This is a genomic window from Paenibacillus bouchesdurhonensis (assembly GCF_900155685.1).
Classification (GTDB): domain Bacteria; phylum Bacillota; class Bacilli; order Paenibacillales; family Paenibacillaceae; genus Fontibacillus; species Fontibacillus bouchesdurhonensis.
This window is the reverse complement of the sequence record NZ_LT732547.1, coordinates 713,040-731,430: the sequence shown is the minus strand read 5'-3', so window position 1 is coordinate 731,430 and position 18,391 is coordinate 713,040. Positions and strand designations below refer to the sequence as shown.

Genomic DNA, 18,391 nt, shown 5'->3' with positions numbered 1-18,391 from the left:
ATTTCATGTGAAAACCGCTCTTAACCCTTATCTGGCAAGGCTTACAGGCATTTCGACAAAACAATCGATCGCTGCACTTTTCTCATTGCTCTAGAAAAACAATCGATCGAAGGAACGATCTTCTCCAATGACCTCTTTCACAATCGCTTTCGGATTCTCAACTTTATACAAATATATTGAATCCTCATCATCCATGATATCTCGTAATTCAGCTAAACATTTTGTTAATTTCCCTTTGGTGATTTCGCCTTCAAACACAGAGTTCTGCGTCCAATCCAAATATTCTCGAAGCTTCTTACAGACTTTACCTACTCTTTTTTCTCCTATATCGTATGTGATAATTACAAACATGTCTATCTACCACCATGCCTTAAAAGGCTTATATTTTTCATCGCCAATGACATGCTTAATAATTTTGTAAGCTTCAAGTCGAATTAAATATCGATAGGAGACATTTCTCTTTAATTTACGATGCTTGAATGTACTTTTCATCTTCTCATCAAATGCCGCCAAGAAGATCTTTCGTCCTTCTTCATTTAAATAAACTATGCCCTCAGTATTTTCAAAATGTTTCTCTTGAATGCGTCGATTATTAACTAAATTAAATATTAAAGGGTCAATCAGAAAAGGTTTAAATATTTCTGCTACATCAAGACTAAGGGAGAAACGTTTACTCGACGGCTCATGGAGGTAGCTTACAGATGGATCGAGCATCGTTTTATATATTTCAGACACAACCGATGTGTACATCAAACCATTACCAAAAGAAATTAACGAATTAAGCGGATCTTGGGGCGGACGCTTTGTTCGACTCACCCATGTAAAGCTTCTTTTGACTAATAACGGAAATGCTTCATAATACACTTGTCGGCATTGTCCTTCAAGACCCATCACAGCCGGAATGCTAGACGCATGATCTAGTAGAGAAGAGGTTGCATTTATTGTATCTATATGTGATTTACTCTCTTCGCCAGCCTTTCTAAGATTTCTGATCATATGATGTATTCCGCCCTGAACAAATGCTTTTGCTAAATATAATCTCTTATTAATATCTAAGTAATGCTCACTCTGGCGAACGGTCGTATATCCCGATATTCTTGAATTCCGAGGATAATACGTTCCATCATAATACCCATAATAATTATAGACATGTAGTCGCACATCATGTTGTGTCAAAATATGCAGCAGTGACGTATTGAAATCTACATTACCGAATAAGTGCAAATTCTCAGTTTGCTCAACTGGTAGAGGACTTGACTTTCCTTCCTCATCTGTGAAATACAACGTATTATGCTTTCGATGTAGTTTTCCTGTAGAAAATATAAATACATCTCGACTCATTCTTCATCCCCTACCTCTCCTGCTTCACAAAAATCTTGATAGGCACATTTGGAACAGTATCTCAATTTACCATAAGCAGGTAGCTCCCCATTCAACACTTTCTGAGCCCCTTCCAAAGCAGCCCGAACTTCGAGTGTCTCCTCGAAACCTAAACATATTTCTGTCGTCTTTTTTTCCTTAGGATAACTAAGCAATCCTTTTTTCTCTACTCCACGATCTCTCAGCAAGTAAAGATAGTACAACATTTGCAGCCGATCAGCATGTTCCATCTTACTACTTATCTTTACCTCCCTAACCCAATCTCCATCTATGGCATCTACCACTGCCATATCATCTATGTTTAATTCCTTATCCAATTTCCCATAGGCATATTCATGCAGTACTTTTCCTTCCGCAACTCGATCATTTTGCTGCTCAAAACCAATGCCTCTATTAAACAACCATAATTTACGTTTACAGACTGCGTAGTAGTGCATTTCTATCCCTCGTATAGACATAGAATGAACCTAACCTCCTTTATAAAAACATTGGGGCTATAACGGATTGTGTGAGAAGTCCTGTCTCCTGACTGTAGTCTGCGTCAATAAAATAAAGACCGTGAATCAGAGGGAATTGTGAAAGTATTTTCTGGTTTTTAGCCAGGTGTCGGTTTACACCAACTGTGTAGTTTTCAATGATTCTTCGTTGCTCCCGCTTTATTCTTTTATCTTTCGTTGTCTTCCAAACTTCCAGAGCATCCTCAATAGCCTTCTCTCCGCGAAAACATCCAGGGATAGCCTGTACTTCTTGGATATCTCTAAGTAATTGCTGTGCCTCAAGCTTTGGCATATCGTACATAGGACGATTCTTTAATTCCTCTAAGGTACTATCAAATAACTTTTTAAAATCAGAGTTTTCTAACGCAGACTCATCATAAAGAGCTGCAATCATCGTTTGTTTCACTGACTCAAGAAGTACACCGGTTTTATGTTGTTCGAAAAGCTGTAAACTGCGTGAATAAATATCCTTGTGATACACTGAATTTCCACCTAAATTAACTCCCGATACATCCCTTATATATACTCGTATATTGACATCATCAACAGCCTTAAGTCCCTTACGGTTACATCTTCCGTAACGTTGAAATTGACTATCCAGGGAAGACATTTCGGTATACAACCGATCAAAGTCGATATCTAGGCTCGCCTCAACTAATTGAGTTGTTATCCAAATACCATTTTCCGTTCCCGACGCAAATTGAATGATGTCTTTCTCCCGCTTGACACGATCCTTTTTAACGAATCGTGAATGAAGTAACCACGTATTCTTATATCTTGACTTGATTTGAAGATATACCTCACGAGCTCGTTTCACGGTATTACAAATAACCAGAACTTTATAACTTCCTCCTTCAGCAACGATTCGATCTATTACATCTTCCTCAAGGATAGACTCTTCCCTAACTTCAACATGGTGCCGAACAATTTGATCATTAATGAATTCCCCACAGGCAATGGGAAGACGAGGAGACTTCTTCTCTTTCAACAATGCTTTGTAATAGAAATTCGGCAGTGTAGCTGTCATTATCATGAAAGAGCCGCCTATCTCATCAATAAGTATTAGAGCTCTAATAATTAACGCCGCGATTTTCGGATCGTAGGCTTGTAGCTCATCAATAATTATTTTAGAAGAAGCTACAGCAGCATATTCTTTTTCAAAACCAAGATAAAAGAATGGAAATTTCAATATTTGGTCAATAGTAGAAATGATTAACTTATTCGCATATTCTCTCGATTGTGAATGTATTTTCTCAAGAGCTTCGTCATCAGCTTCAAGTTCGTCGTGTAAATAATCTAGACTTGTTGAATGCAATAATCCTGTAGCTTCTTCTCCCGTTCCATCTATTGATGAGCGAGTAAAGCCAATATTAGATTTGTCCGTTATTCGCTGATACATTGCATTAATGCTAACTCGCAGGGGCAGTGTAAAGAACCCTTTATCTTTCCCCAACCACAATAAGCCCGCTTCTGTCTTACCCATTCCGGTCTGAGCAACAACGACAACATGTTTATCCTGATTTTGCTGTGTAAACTGCTGTAGTTCATTTTTCCGACCACTGAATTCCCGGCTTACAAACTCTTCTACATACTCACCTATGTTCATATCCGGCGCCAGTTCTACTGATACATGAGCAGAAGCAGCATGATCCAAGCGATGTAATAGGCCTTTAATCAGTACATACCTGTGAAAGACTTCCCCATCACTCTCTTGGATGCGATTTGAAATTAACTCCAGCTTGTATGCAATTGCCTTCTCATCAAGTTCTATTTCTAGTTCATGTTCAATTTGTTCGCGATGCGGCAGAATATGTTCCGTATAAATTTGCTTAACTTGCTTCTTATCTGGTTTATCTTCTCGCTCATGGTGATAAGCGACGGCTTGTGCAAGAATACGTTTCTCTTCGTCATTGAGTCCTAATTTCTTGAATGGAATAGCAAGTACCGATACATAGTTATGCCTGACATCAAAGCTGCACCTCGTTCTCATGCGCTGCTCCTGACGCAAAGCCTTTAATATCTTGTTTTGAAATACAGCATCATATTTCCCAACATCATGATACTGCACCGCCCAACGGAGCATTTGCCATTCACGTTCGGTCATTAACGGTAAAGCAGAAGCATAGCCATTCTTCAACGTTTCATAACATTTCAACAAAGCATTCGTGTGCTGCTGCACAGTCTCCGTATGCGGTAAAGGCGGATATGATTTGGCATAAAAAATCAAGAATGATCACCTATCCCTTCAACAGCAATATCGCTACATATTCCATTCAGTTACAAAGAGAGAGAACCCTCTTGCCCGGCTCTCTCTACAAAGCATTTATGTTCTATGTCGGATTTGGGAAGAATACACCGTTCCCATCGGGGTCTAACAATAACCCCTCATCACTATAGATTACACTTCCTGGTTGAACGTAACCCACTTTTAACTTATCCCATACTCTTACTCCATCTATAATGCGATAAGTCCAATTTAGACTGTATGGAAAATGCTCCGTATCTCCGAGCATTTCATTTGGGATGTAGGCACTCTGCTTCAGAAAGATCTCTTCATCCTCTACGCTAACCTCAACTATTTCACAGGCATCTATGCGCACCAGATCTTCCCAACGCCCTAGACTATGATGAATATTCCCTTCGCTTATGCGTTCTTCTAGTTCGTTCAGAACTTCCTCAGATGCACAAACATGAATTAACAAGCTTACATCATAGAGCATATGTGTGTATATCGGCATCGTTGTAATATTCCCAAATTCACGATCAATTCCAAGTCCATCAATCGTAAGAGCGAATTCTTCCGTCTTCTCTGTCTTAAAGAAGTAATGCGTTTGATAATCCGTAATTAGGGTATCGTAGCTTCCCTGAATGCTAATTTGCATTGGAATAAGCTCTTTGGCGTTCAGTATTGCGTGAAGCATACCTTTGACTGTGGAATGCGGCGGTAATGGATAAGTCTCTGACACTTTAAAAGCAAAGGGCTTCTTGTAACAAGCCGTCTGCTGATATAGTTTAAGTCTCAGAGCTTTCATTGTACGGATACCCCGTAATACGACTCTACTTCTTCCTTTAATGCAGCAAAAAAATTTTCCACCGTCCCAACTCTACCAGTCGCTACTTGTTCAAATTGAGCTTCATTACCGAATACACCTGATACATAACCGACACGTGTATAATCTCCGATAGACTGACCACCAAATGTTGTCTGTCCTGCCTCTTTTAAAGCTTTTGTATTGATATTCCATGATTTTGATTTTGGCTCTAACATAACACGCCCAAGAAAAAACGGATTAGCTACAGGATACACTCCTCCAACAACGAACAATGGAGCTAAAGACTCCTGACGACCACGAATATTTCGATTTAGCAGTTTAAGAATATCTAGCAGTTGAGTCACTCTAGTAACTTTTTCACCTTCAGATAATTCGACCACTTTTCCTTTGTTGCCCTGATCTACACCTACTTTATCCAGATCAATTGTTACTGTATATGAATAGAAACTCTCATGTTGCTCAATATTTGCGAGGTTAGGAGTTTCATCGATTCGTTCTGCAAGTCCCATATTATTCAAGAATTCCATATCATTGCGATATGGCTCTAATGATACAGCATGCGATAAACGAGCTACCGCTGCGCGCTTTTGTGATTTTTGGCCTGTTTTTAGATAACCAAACAGATCCATCTCTACGGATTCAGCAATGCTTATATCCTCTCGAAATTGTAGAGTTCCCTTGGTTTTGTCCACCGTCTGCAAATTCCACCCAAACCACTCATTCCCTAATCGGACAATATCGTAGCGGAGGCTTTGACGCGAAGCAAAAGTTAGGACATCTCCATTACCACGGTGTATCTTTTTTAATTCAGATATATTCGCAATCCCCTCACCATAATTTAGAGAATTCGCACGAAAAACAACAGTCAAGGTCAAAGCTTTACTCATTTATAGCTACCTCCTCCATGGATTCAGACAGATCGGCTTCTCCACTTTCAGCTTTTTGAGCATTGGCATTTTGTTGTCCTAATAGTCCTGCAATAAATGCACCGGCAATCGTGTCAAAATCAAGGCCTTCTTCTTTAAAGCTGTCCACAAAAAACTGCGGAACACCTATATAATTTTTTGCTGTGCCTTGGCGAGCACTGGAAGTGTTGGCTGATAAATAAATTCGAAAGAGCGTATCCATAAATTCTGATTTATTACCTGTTTTGGCAGAGTTGAGCAAACGATAAATGATTCCATCTAATTTCTTACGTCCGCTTGCTTGATATACCTTTCCCTCGGCCTCTTCTCCAGGACGACTAGTGATCAGCCGATTTCGCAAGTAAACTCCTTGTTCATAGACCTGATGAATTTTCCAATCAAATTTGGACACTTTCTCCTCTCCCTTCTTAGCTTGTAAGACTCTGAATCTTGCCTGTACAGCATAATAAGCACTATTAGCAAACCGAATACTCTCCATTAATCGAGCCTGTTCATTCGTATTACTAGGTTTAACAGCTAGTCTAAGTAATTCATAAATCGTCGCCTTAGGATCAAGCCCTCTTAAAATGGCCCTTATAAAGGCTTCTCTCTGGTAACTATGGTGGATTAGCTTTAATCCATTACCATAATCATCTAAGTAAGTCGCAAGATAACCTGGCATATGATAGTAATCTAATAACGTCTTCTTCATTTGATACTCTGAGTGCAGTTCAATAAACAGATATGATGGCTGCTTTCTTCCCGCCTTACTTCTGGCTTCATCCAAAACGCCTACAATAGCTTCACCTAATGTAGTGCCGCCACTTCGCATAGTTCGATAGTGATTATTATCCTTTACGATGTCAACGAATGATTTCTGGGATAATATCATGCCGAAAAAACGCTTATTCTCATTAAACTCCTCTGTCCCTAACCGGCGGTTATATGCCGCTAATCCAAGAGGTACAGCAAATAAAATAAGACGCGCAACTGCACTGATAGGTACAGGAGTTCCTTTATTGAAATTCCAGTTAAAATTCACAGCATTCTTTTTCGATAAAGCTAGCGGAGAGAATGTCATTTCTTCATACGATTGCGTAGCATAAAGCCCTTCTACTAAAGAACAAGGCAATATCTGTGACTGGAAATAATCTTGAATTTCCTCAACACGCTTAACCTTCTTAACTGATCTAAGCCAGTCTTTGAATGGTTTATATTCGTCTGCATGCTCTTGCAGAAGATCTATGATTGTTGATAATTCCATGTGAGGACGATTTAGTTCTTTATGTAATTGAAGTTCCATAATTGCTGGAAGAGCGAAATCTTTGTTCAATTGTTCGATATGCTGCTCTGTTGTTCTAGAATTAAAAACAGGCTGTAAAATTGACGTCTGACCAAAAAAGGGACCCATTATAACAGCCTTAACATAATTTAATGTCAGCTTTTCATTAATAAAAGGTTCTGACATCAATATTTTATATTCTTCTATTAGATCATGAATAGTATTGATCTCATTATAATTACTGATTAATTTAAGAGAATCTAGCAATTTTAATAGTTGCTGGCATTCTTTAGAATCGGGAAAATACTTTTTTACCTTGCTAATCTGTTCATTCATAATTTTGCGAATGTCTTTAACTGACTCTTTGATCTTAGTATTCACTTCATTAATTAAAGAAGGATTCTCTAAGGCTCGATCCGCAGCACGAACTGCTTGTTGAGTTGGCCATCCCATACGTTTAAGATCCCGATCAACAATACTAAATTCCCTAATCATCCAGTGAATATAACGTTCAGGGAATAGTCTTAAATGATTTTCATCCAGCTCGATACCTTTATTAGTTTGAACTATTGGGTACTCTTCTTTACTGCTAAACATTCTAGTTAGTCCAATTAATCCAGCTGTCATCATCCACTCCTCAGCTCCAATAGCAATGGACGCAGTCATATCGTCTTAAGCCTCCTCTCGGATATATTCTAATAGCCCAAACGATTGGGATGCACGAAGGCCGACACCCGATTGATAAAGGAACTGTAAATCATCAGGATGACCTGTCAATAGAAGCGTTCCACGATACGCTGTAAAATAGAGATATTTCTGATTAGATTTTATTAGCTCGCGAAACTCTGAGTTCGTTTCCTTAATAACCGTCTTCTTCATGTTAAGCGGCTCTATTTTAATTGGGTAATAAGGTTCACGGCCAACTAACTCACGAATCCGAAGAGCTGCATAATATGAAAATTCCTCTCCATACTCCGCCTCATCAGGATGAATCGGTTTTCTCTGTTTATTCTCAATCAGAATAGGAGAAAGTGTCTTAAAATATACTCTCTCTCCTGTAACTTGAGCTTCTTTAAGCATTTGAATCCGTAATTGCTTCCATTCCTGACCGTCAGTCTTATAGCTTCTAAGTTGGTGTAGTCCATTAAACAGGTGTAACATAAATTCCATATCTGCTGAACTGATCGTAATTGACAATTCTTTCAGTAAGATTTCATCTTCTTTATACGTAAATTCCTTGAGAAATACCGCAGTAGAGAACGGTTTCATTTCTTTAGAACGTTGCTCATAAAGCTCTTTATAATATGCTTCATTAGCTAATTTCAGCGCTTCTTTTAGCAAGGATAGTACTGTCATTCGATAACCTAGAGGCACTCGCTCTACCTGATAAGTCACTGATAGTCTCATGTTCCACCTCCAAATTCACCAATTTATAACAATACATACAGTTCCAATCTACTACTTAAAGCGACATAGAGCAAGACCTAAAAGCTACAATTTACAACAATTCTGGGAAGTTTAAGGGAGGGGTTGTATCATATTATGATAATAGAGTGTAATGTCCCGCTGCGTTTCATATCCATTAATAAAATTAATAACTTTATATCCCGCTACGTTCAGATAAAACATGCTGCAATAACGACAATCCAAGTTACTGTTTCCACTTTATATCCCACTACGTTCAGATAAAACGAGATCCAGCCGGGGGATAGGGATGTTTGCGAGATTTCTTTATATCCCACTACGTTCAGATAAAACCCAAAGGAATAAACAAAGCAACGATCGCCCGTGCTACCTTTATATCCCACTACGTTCAGATAAAACTCCTTGAAGGTCGCGTATACGTCCCTCTACGATCAACACTTTATATCCCACTACGTTCAGATAAAACGTTAAGCCGGGCGGATATATTGCGTTCGTACTTCCGACTTTATATCCCACTACGTTCAGATAAAACTCCGTAAACTCTTTTGCGATTCGATCTGCGATTAACCTTTATATCCCACTACGTTCAGATAAAACCACCTTGAAGCAGATGCAGAGGAACGCTGGGACTACGCTTTATATCCCACTACGTTCAGATAAAACAGGCTTGGCTGCCTTTAGCACTGATCGGGCTATCATTCCTTTATATCCCACTACGTTCAGATAAAACATATTGAGGTTATTGAAGATAAGGAGCGTCAGATTACTTTATATCCCACTACGTTCAGATAAAACGACGAATCGCTCGGCGGTGTTCTACGAGAATATCGCGCTTTATATCCCACTACGTTCAGATAAAACCAACTACGTTTCCCGAATGGTAGCAAGATCATATTCAACTTTATATCCCACTACGTTCAGATAAAACATCGGCAACCGCTTTGACAATCCAGAGCTGCTAGGGGCTTTATATCCCACTACGTTCAGATAAAACTGAGAACGATCAAGGATGACGTTGCTAAACACCACGCTTTATATCCCACTACGTTCAGATAAAACGTAAATGAGTGCATCAAGTGGGGATTCTTTAACAAAACTTTATATCCCACTACGTTCAGATAAAACGATGACGGGAAAAGCATAAGGCAAATAGCAGATGTGCCTTTATATCCCACTACGTTCAGATAAAACGCGCATATCGGTCGTGCAATTGCGTTAAGGCGTGCGCTCTTTATATCCCACTACGTTCAGATAAAACGCTGGATTAGACGGAATAGCACACGCAGCAACTAGCGCCTTTATATCCCACTACGTTCAGATAAAACCGCTGCTCTCACTTTCGGATGAAATGGACGCAGAGGTACTTTATATCCCACTACGTTCAGATAAAACGCTGCATTTACAACGACATTTCCTTTTTCTTTACCACTTTATATCCCACTACGTTCAGATAAAACATGACTAAACAAAGCAAATTCTTTGATGGATATAAGCCACTTTATATCCCACTACGTTCAGATAAAACGAAAAGGGAAGGCGTTAAGCCATTCAGGGGGTGCAAACTTTATATCCCACTACGTTCAGATAAAACTCAATGAGAAGATCGAGGCTGCCCAGTCGGTAAATCCTTTATATCCCACTACGTTCAGATAAAACTTTATCACTTAAAACATTGCGTAGATGTGTTCGGGACTTTATATCCCACTACGTTCAGATAAAACCATCATTTAATCGAGAAAAACTTGTAGTGACTGGTCACTTTATATCCCACTACGTTCAGATAAAACTAGCAATGAGCTCGTCCCTCTGTTCGAGCGTCAAAATGCTTTATATCCCACTACGTTCAGATAAAACGTGCTTAAAGATCGGGTAGACAGCGGTTTTACTCTTGCTTTATATCCCACTACGTTCAGATAAAACAATGAGCAGCAGCTTGAGCAGCAGGAAGAAATACCATCCTTTATATCCCACTACGTTCAGATAAAACGTAAATGGTCAGATTTTTTCGAAGCTCATATATGCCTTTATATCCCACTACGTTCAGATAAAACTAGGAAGCATGCTATCCGATGTACAGTATGCGATAGATCTTTATATCCCACTACGTTCAGATAAAACTACATGCGTGGAACGAGGGCACACTCGATGACTTCACTTTATATCCCACTACGTTCAGATAAAACTCCCAATGAAAGAATTTTCTAGAGTCTTTAATCAAATCTTTATATCCCACTACGTTCAGATAAAACATTCTTATCACCATCTTTTTCTGTCTTGCCTTTAAGTGCTTTATATCCCACTACGTTCAGATAAAACCGCATGTAAGTAGTGCCCTTCCATAAAGGCTTCTACCTTTATATCCCACTACGTTCAGATAAAACTTTAACCCCAAGATACTTCAAATCATAGAACAGATGGCTTTATATCCCACTACGTTCAGATAAAACCATAGCCGCCCTTTCTCAAATGTTCCACGATCCGTTCTACTTTATATCCCACTACGTTCAGATAAAACGTTTTGGTCATATTTCTATTTACTACGATGGTAATCCCTTTATATCCCACTACGTTCAGATAAAACCCCCGAATTTTTATAAGCTAAAACCATTGATACGTCTAGCCTTTTCGTCAGGGGCAAATCTTCATTTTGCATTGAACCTCTAATCTGGAAATTAGCACTAGCGTAAAAAACTACTTAAAGCCTTACTACACAAAGGCTGCAGCCGATTCGACAAAATATTCGATCGCTGCATTTTGTTTTCACTCGCATTTATCAAATAATTTTCAACTATACTTTCTAACTAGGACATCACGCTAGTCTTGATGTTATCGTACGTAATAAATACTTATCTGTCTAGTTTTAGCCCCACAAAAAACGCCACCCCCAAGGGGCGAGGCCACTGAAAAAGTTCATTTGATTTAAAAAGAGGCGTAGTTTTCTCAAGAAGTTGAGAAAACTGCGCCTATCTTCGTTTATAATTTAGGTATCATTGAGAGTAGGTGAGCGGATGATTAAGCAACAGCAAACCCTGATGCTAAGTCCATATGCAGAGCTATATAACATCGTGGTGCCCAAGGACAACATGCTGCGTCAGATCAACGAACTGGTAAACTTCGACTTTATCTACGAGGAATTAAAAAATAAATACTGTCTAGATAACGGTCGCAACGCGATTGATCCTATTCGTATGTTCAAGTACTTGTTGTTAAAAGCCATCTTCGAGTTGTCAGATGTCGACATCGTCGAGCCTTCGAGGTATGACCTGTCGTTTAAGTATTTTCTCGGCCTGGCGCCGGAAGATCCGGTAATCAATCCGAGCTCCCTGACGAAATTCCGCAAGCTGCGGTTAAAGGACATTAATCTGTTGGACATGCTCATTGCTAAGACGGTAGAACTCGCTATAGAGAAAGAGGTCTTGAAGAGCACCTCCATTATCGTAGACGCGACCCACACGAAAGCACGATACAACCAGAAATCGCCGCGAGAAATCTTGCAGAACCGGGCCAAGAAACTGCGGAAAGCCGTGTACGGCGTGGATGAGTCGGTTAAATTCCGCATGCCAGCCAAGAACACAAACGATGTGCTGACGGACGAAATCGCGTATTGCCAAAAACTCATCACCTTCATCGAAACGGAGTCGGGGATCGCGCAGATGCCGAAGATTACGGAACCGCTGAATCTCCTGAGGGAGACCGTGGAGGATGACGTGGAGCAACTTCGTCTTGCTGCCGACCCGGATGCGCGCGTAGGGCACAAGAGCGCAGACTCGGCCTTTTTTGGATACAAGACACATCTGGCAATGACGGAAGAGCGTATTATTACAGCCGCGGTAATAACAACTGGCGAGAAGAATGACGGCAAGCAATTGAAAACCCTGATTGAGAAAAGCCAAGCGAGCGGCATGCTGATTAGCACCGTCATTGGGGATGCCGCATACTCCGAGAAAGATAATCTGACCTATGCAAAGAACAATGAGATTGAACTGGTGGCAAAGCTTAACCCACTCATTACGCAAGGAGCACGAAAGAAAGAACACGAGTTTTTGTTTAACAAGGATGCCGGTATGTACGTATGTAAGGCCGGTCATATGGCGATTCGTAAGGCCAGAACAGGCAAGAAAGGTATAAACAAAAACCAGAAGGACACTTACTATTTTGACGTAGAGGTCTGCAAGCGCTGCCCGTTCAAGGAAGGCTGCTACAAAGAGGGAGCCCAGAGCAAAACCTACTCTGTAAGCATTAAATCCGACGAGCATTCGGAACAAATGGCCTTCCAAGAAACAGAGTATTTCAAGGCCAAATCCAAGGAGCGCTACAAAATTGAGGCAAAGAATAGCGAACTCAAACATGGACACGGGTATGATGTCGCCACATCCTCGGGTCTGCTTGGCATGCAGTTACAAGGAGCAATGGCTATATTTGCCGTTAACCTAAAACGGATATTGAAGATATCTGAGTAGAGTTAACGGGAAATACAACAAAAAAACGACCAAAAAAGAAGGCATCCACCCCATAATGTGGGAAATGGTGCCTTCTTTTTGATCTGGACTATACCAACTCTTGAAAAAACCAGTTCTTCAGTGGCCTCCCAAGGGGGCAGCGCTATCCTGCTGCTTAACGGTTAGTAGCCTTCACAAACTCATACACAGAGTCAACCTTCTCCTTCGTCAAATCGCCACTGTTATCGAACACGAGAATCGAGGATTTCGGGATATCCCAATTGATCTCTGGCACAAACTGAACACGGTGCTTGAAATCGTCCCAATGCTCCAGCTTCCAGGTGTCGCGTTCGGTTTGGCGGTCGATGATGCGTTGTTTCTGAGTTTCCATGTCGCTCAACGTGACAACGATAACCTTTACATCAACTTCATCTTTAGTAAGACCAGATGCGGAAATGACGTCTTCGATCCATTGCTGGTTCTTCAATTCAGCCGTAAAGGGAGAGATCATGAACACGTTCTGCCCTGCGGCCAGATTTTCAATGCAAATATCCATAGTCGTATCATACTCCAGATCGCGGAGATGCTTCTTATAGAAGTCGGAGTCACGGTCGTTCACATCCAGGCCGTTCATCTCCAAAATTTTCTCCACGAATCTTCCGCCTACGGTGTCCCGATCCAGGAAAGCCGCCGGAATCCGATCAGCGATCTTGCGAGCTACTGTAGTTTTTCCTGTGCCCGCTACCCCTACAAAAAAAACAAGCTTCTGCACTCTAAGTCCCCCTAACTTATAGATAAAAACAGTGTACCATTGCTCAGTTGTGGAGACAACGGCCTTGAGGCACATGAATTAGCCACTGCAAGTCACTTCTTAGTCACTGTCCATGAATTCTCCATTCCTCCACATCAGGCTGATTTGCTCTATTAAAAGACTAGTTGTCCTATGCTAAGGCTGTGCTGAGTCAGACTGCGACTGTGCTGGACGCATATGGCTGTTCTGCCCCGCCTTGGCCTCCGCTTCCTCGCGGGCGATGACCGTATATTGCTGGTCGCCTACCTTGATTACGCTGCCCTCGGGAACGTTAGCCTTTTGACCCAACGAAACCGTTACACGTGAGGAATAAGCCACCCCCGTATTTCCATCGGAAGTGTCATTAGAAGCTCCGCCAGGCTGATTCGCATCCGAAGGATCGGCCTGGTCAGCATCCGTTGCAACAGGTTCATCTGTCCCGGTTCCGGTAGTCCCATTATGTCCTTGTCCTGCCCCTTGATGCTCTTGACTGCCTTGGGCGGATGCCAATCCTTGTTCTCCATCATTTGTCACAGACTTACTCTTTGTTCCGGATGCATCAGTACTGCCTTCTACATTATTGCTTGTCCCTGTATTATCATCTGTACCGCTAGAATCTAAACTGTCTGTTCCTCCGTCTGTTACGACTTCATCTCCATTACCGCTCGTATCCGCGCCGTCTGTCCCGCTGTTCGCCCCATTTACAGCCGAGTCACCAGCAGCTCCGGTTCCTTCTGCACAGTAAGCGTCGAATTTCAAGTTCGCAAACTGCTGAATCGCCTGATCAGGCGATTCGATCGACAGAGCTGCTGGGTCGAACGTTTTACATTTCTCTGCCCCGGCGAATAGAAATACCAGTGAAGTTGTTTCCGTACCGTCGGCGCCTAGCGCACTGTCAGCATACACGAGCACTTCGGGCTCGTTGACCGCAGCAGGCGGGGGAGCAGCCTCCGTCGGCGGCTTAGCTCCACCAAGCAATCCTTGCTGCTGCATGACGAGTAAAATACCTGCTATTACCACAAGACTGCCCATCAGAACGAGTGCGGTTAATCTGACCTTCTTCCCGTTCTTTGCCAGAAATCGCTTAAACGGCGAGGATAGCTCCAGACGGATTTTGGAGAATGCAGCAGCCAGCGGCGCTCCCGCTTTATCGAAATAGCGGATTCGGTAGTCTCGGTTCTTAAAAGCATTTCGGTCATGCGTTTTGAAGTAATTTAGCAGCGCGGCTGTATAGCCAGGAACAATACCGCGACCATGGGCAAACAGCGGCTGTCCCTGCGACCAGAGCATGAACTCGTAAATCTTCTCCGGATCCTTCGCATTCCGCTGTAGGTAATCCAGCAGTTCCTTGTAATCCACCTGTTCAGATTTTGTGTTATAAAAAGCCAGCACGATTTTACCGAACTGAGCTGGTTCTATTATCGTTTGCAACCATTTCCGTCCCAATTTCTGCATCTGTTCCACATCAGCCGAAGGCAAGCCGCTCAGAATATCCTCCGAAGCATCACGCTGGGCAAACCATTCGTACAGCGCTTGCAGCATATCGACATGATTACGCTGCCTGCCCTCAAACAGCAGTCCGGCAAAGGCATCCGGTCTTGCCAAAAATTCAGCCGCGATGATTTGCTCGCGGGATAATTTATCCGGCTCCAGCTCATCAAGCAGTACCCGCTTGGCTGTTAACGAAAGATTCTCCGCCAGCTCGGAATCAGCCAAGGTCATGCCGCGATCCGTCACAGGGGTTCTTCCCCATTTGCGGATATTATCCAGTACCATATTAGCTGCCGGAAGCAATTGCTGTTCCTCCCGCAGCTTGTCCGCCAGAGCCGAAATTGCGTCTTCCTTGAAGGCTGCATTCCGCAGCACCCCCGGATGGGCAACGGCCCAGCTATGCACAACATTCAATACTTCCCGAGCCCCGCCTGCTTCTTCGAACTTACTTCGAATGTAAGGCTCGAATAACGCTGCCTCCAGTTCGTCGTGCTTCAAGACAAGGTCAAAGAACACCTTGCTCAGCTCAGGCTGGCTCTCCAGCAAATTGTATAACGATCTAGCCAGCTCAAGCTTACCCTCTGTCAACGCATTGTTAATGGCATGAATCAGATAATTAATCAGCTTAGCCCCGTAGCTTCTGCTATCCAGACGGTAATAATCCCTGAAGCATTCAACAACAGCCAAATCTGGCAAGTTCCGCTGCTTCATGGCATCAAATTCCCGGTCAAAGGCGGCAAGAAAAATATCGTTCAGCCGAATTCTCAATTCCAGCGCGCCTGCCGGCTCCAGATAGCTCAGCAAGCCCCGCAGCACAGTAATTTTATGAGCCTCGTATAAGTCCCAGTTTCCTGCCTCGATCTGGTAGAACACGGACAGCTCATGATAGCTGGATAGCAGCATACGCCGCTGCGGCTCCAGCCCCGCCAGCATCTCATCCGCGAAGCGATGAAAATGCTCCAGCCCCTCCAACTCACTGATCGCCTTCCAGACCATATCCAAATACGGTTGTCTTCCTTCATCCAGCTCATCCTGCGGCACGCGGCCGGTGGCGAGATCAAATACATAATCCTTCTCGATCTCCCGATCATTCGGACGAATGCTGCCTCGCTCCACAAATTGCAGGTGGATAAACTTGCGGCTCTGCGGCTCCTTTACATACGTGATGAAGCCAATGCGGCGGCGCAGTTCGAACGGCAGGCAGGCAAACAGCACCTGAAGCAGCGCGGAGGACGCTGCTGAAATCTGTTCCGCCGGCACATCCAGCGCGACATAAACCTTCTTCCGCCCTTCGCCTACCGCGGTCATGACCGCGAACAACAGCCGCTTGAAGGTTTTCTCGTCCAGCTTCAGCTCATGCAGCAGCTTCTCGGCCATCAGGCGCGGAAGACCCTCCTGCGCATAACGAGGATTCTGCGGAATGTGCTCAAGCTCCGGCAGCTGCCGGCCGATCTCCGGGACGTATTTCTCCGCAAATGCCGCTTCAATATAGTTACGGTAACGGATGACGATTTCATCCAGCCGCGCGGCTGGAATGATGTAATTATGCGTCAGGAAGGCGCTGCGCAGGCCAGTGAAGTCCGCCGACTGATAGACGCTCCGCCCCAGCACAGTATCTCCGCCCTCTGTATGGAACAGATGAAGCGCGGGCGGATAGTTGGCCTCATCCTTCTCACCCCGGGAGACGAGCTCCACCGGCGCATCGTAGCCGCAGAACGGATGGAGCTGCTTTTTGATGAAGACCGCATCCAGCCCATCCGACACCGCTACGGTATCAAAGCCTTCCGTCGCCCGAAAAATCCCGCTGCGCTCTCGGGTGTAAATTTGCTGCTGAATCAAATCGGGGGATGATCGCTTCATGCTCAAGACATTTCTCTCCCCTCAATATACTTCAGCTTATACAGCAGCCAAATGAACGGTTCGTCCACGCGAATCGGCTGCACCACGTCCTGCAGCTTCTGATCTACCGGATTGCTGCCCAGCGCGGATACCGCGAAATATCCCGTGTCCTTGAAATAAACGTCCATGGTGCCTTTGAACGGCCGATCAACCTTCTCGATGAAGCGGCGAATTTCCCCGTCAATATTCTCGAACTCCGTTAAATTGAAATATTTGCGATGCACCGCATTATTAAAAATATTGCTGTTCGACTTGATATACTCGCCCTCTTCATCCTTCAAAACGTGCAGCATGTCGCTCTTCGTCAGCACGACGGCCGTTGGAATATCCGTCTTGCCCTGATCCTCATAAGCGATGAAGTCCCCAAACATCGTCAGCACGACATCCCGAGGTTCATCATATTGCGACACCAAATCGCCGGGCTTGTCACCGACATTGATCCGAATTTTCTCCCGAATTGAACGGATTTGCAGCGGATCAACCATAAACAGCAGTCCGGAGGAATTTTTAATATGCTGTCCCTGCAGACCAAGATAGTCCTGATCGACCATGCCCTCCCCGGCCACATCGAAAAAGACCAGCGTCAGCGGCGGCTTCGACTCATCCTTGAACACGAATTGGAAAATAAACGGCTCCTGCATTTTCTCCTTCTGCGTGGAGGCCAGCAAATCGCCGCGCTCGAACAGCGGTTCCTCGTACATCGTGCGGAATTTGCGGCTGATCTCCGCATTCAGCGGCATGCAGGCCGCGTCGAAATGATCGGCCGTCGTATTTTGCAGCGTATGGATCAATGCAGTCATGTACACGGATTTTCCTACCTGGGAAGCGCCGACGATCGAAATGATGTTGCTCGGCACTTTTCCTGCCGTCACAGGCAACTCATTATGACAATGCGGGCACAGTCTGCGACGGGTCACCTCGCCATAACGGTCATTCAGTCCGATCAGGACATGATCAGAATAAATCAAATGCTCTGGCGGAACATCATGAGGACGCAGCACAGCCTCCATATCATAGACGATATCCAGGCCGAACCGCTCGCGGTATCTGTTAAGCACTTCATCCTCGCCGAGCGCATAATCTTCATCGTCATCACGATAATGGGTCGCCCGAAAGACGACCTCACCTGGCGCGAACTTACTGAAGCAATAGGGGCAGACTATATCGTAAAATAACGGCCGCGGCTCAGCCTGCGGTTTTCTCTTGAACAAATCAAACAAGCCCATCGTT

At 43.5% G+C, this 18,391-nt stretch carries 12 protein-coding genes and 1 CRISPR repeat array; of the genes, 1 reads left to right on the top strand and 11 read right to left on the bottom strand.

The window, feature by feature from the left end:
• Positions 1–90: 90 nt before the first annotated feature.
• The 8 genes from cas2 to cas6 all read right to left on the bottom strand — a co-directional run bounded on the left by cas2 (position 91) and on the right by cas6 (position 8,524).
• Entirely contained in the window at positions 91–351 is a 261-nt protein-coding gene (gene cas2 / locus CZ379_RS02965; RefSeq protein ID WP_110930247.1) for a CRISPR-associated endonuclease Cas2, read from the bottom strand.
• A 6-nt stretch (positions 352–357) separates the two neighbouring features.
• Positions 358–1,341: a type I-B CRISPR-associated endonuclease Cas1b gene (gene cas1b / locus CZ379_RS02960; protein WP_110930246.1), complete on the bottom strand. Its 984-nt coding sequence runs from the start codon at positions 1,339–1,341 to the stop codon at positions 358–360.
• A complete protein-coding gene (gene cas4, locus CZ379_RS02955) occupies positions 1,338–1,838 on the bottom strand; it encodes a CRISPR-associated protein Cas4 (protein WP_110930245.1) in 501 nt (166 codons plus the stop codon). Before cas4 ends, cas1b begins: the two co-directional genes overlap by 4 nt.
• Before the next feature lie 19 nt (positions 1,839–1,857).
• Positions 1,858–4,104, bottom strand: coding sequence for a CRISPR-associated helicase Cas3' (gene cas3, locus CZ379_RS02950; protein WP_110930244.1), 2,247 nt, complete (start codon positions 4,102–4,104; stop codon positions 1,858–1,860).
• Between the two features lie 103 nt (positions 4,105–4,207).
• Positions 4,208–4,909: a type I-B CRISPR-associated protein Cas5b gene (gene cas5b / locus CZ379_RS02945; RefSeq protein ID WP_110930243.1), complete on the bottom strand. Its 702-nt coding sequence runs from the start codon at positions 4,907–4,909 to the stop codon at positions 4,208–4,210.
• On the bottom strand, positions 4,906–5,817 hold the full coding sequence (cas7i, locus tag CZ379_RS02940) for a type I-B CRISPR-associated protein Cas7/Cst2/DevR (protein ID WP_110930242.1): 912 nt from the start codon (positions 5,815–5,817) through the stop codon (positions 4,906–4,908). The genes cas5b and cas7i overlap by 4 nt, the downstream gene beginning before the upstream one ends.
• Positions 5,810–7,783: a hypothetical protein gene (locus CZ379_RS02935; RefSeq protein ID WP_110930241.1), complete on the bottom strand. Its 1,974-nt coding sequence runs from the start codon at positions 7,781–7,783 to the stop codon at positions 5,810–5,812. Before CZ379_RS02935 ends, cas7i begins: the two co-directional genes overlap by 8 nt.
• Before the next feature lie 6 nt (positions 7,784–7,789).
• Entirely contained in the window at positions 7,790–8,524 is a 735-nt protein-coding gene (cas6, locus tag CZ379_RS02930) for a CRISPR-associated endoribonuclease Cas6 (RefSeq protein WP_110930240.1), read from the bottom strand.
• Between the two features lie 191 nt (positions 8,525–8,715).
• A CRISPR array of direct repeats spans positions 8,716–11,123; the repeat unit is 29 nt; unit sequence CTTTATATCCCACTACGTTCAGATAAAAC.
• 427 nt (positions 11,124–11,550) lie between these two features.
• Between cas6 and CZ379_RS02925 the strand changes: the two genes are divergently transcribed.
• Positions 11,551–13,002, top strand: coding sequence for an IS1182 family transposase (locus CZ379_RS02925; protein ID WP_110930239.1), 1,452 nt, complete (start codon positions 11,551–11,553; stop codon positions 13,000–13,002).
• Positions 13,003–13,156: 154 nt separating this feature from the next.
• Here the strand turns inward: CZ379_RS02925 and CZ379_RS02920 are convergent, their stop codons facing one another.
• The 3 genes from CZ379_RS02920 to CZ379_RS02910 form a co-directional block, all read right to left on the bottom strand.
• A complete protein-coding gene (locus tag CZ379_RS02920) occupies positions 13,157–13,753 on the bottom strand; it encodes a P-loop nucleotide/nucleoside kinase family protein (protein WP_110930238.1) in 597 nt (198 codons plus the stop codon).
• 174 nt (positions 13,754–13,927) lie between these two features.
• Positions 13,928–17,122: a GAP1-N2 domain-containing protein gene (locus CZ379_RS02915; RefSeq protein WP_234404815.1), complete on the bottom strand. Its 3,195-nt coding sequence runs from the start codon at positions 17,120–17,122 to the stop codon at positions 13,928–13,930.
• Between the two features lie 2 nt (positions 17,123–17,124).
• Entirely contained in the window at positions 17,125–18,387 is a 1,263-nt protein-coding gene (locus CZ379_RS02910; protein WP_110930236.1) for a hypothetical protein, read from the bottom strand.
• Positions 18,388–18,391: the final 4 nt, after the last annotated feature.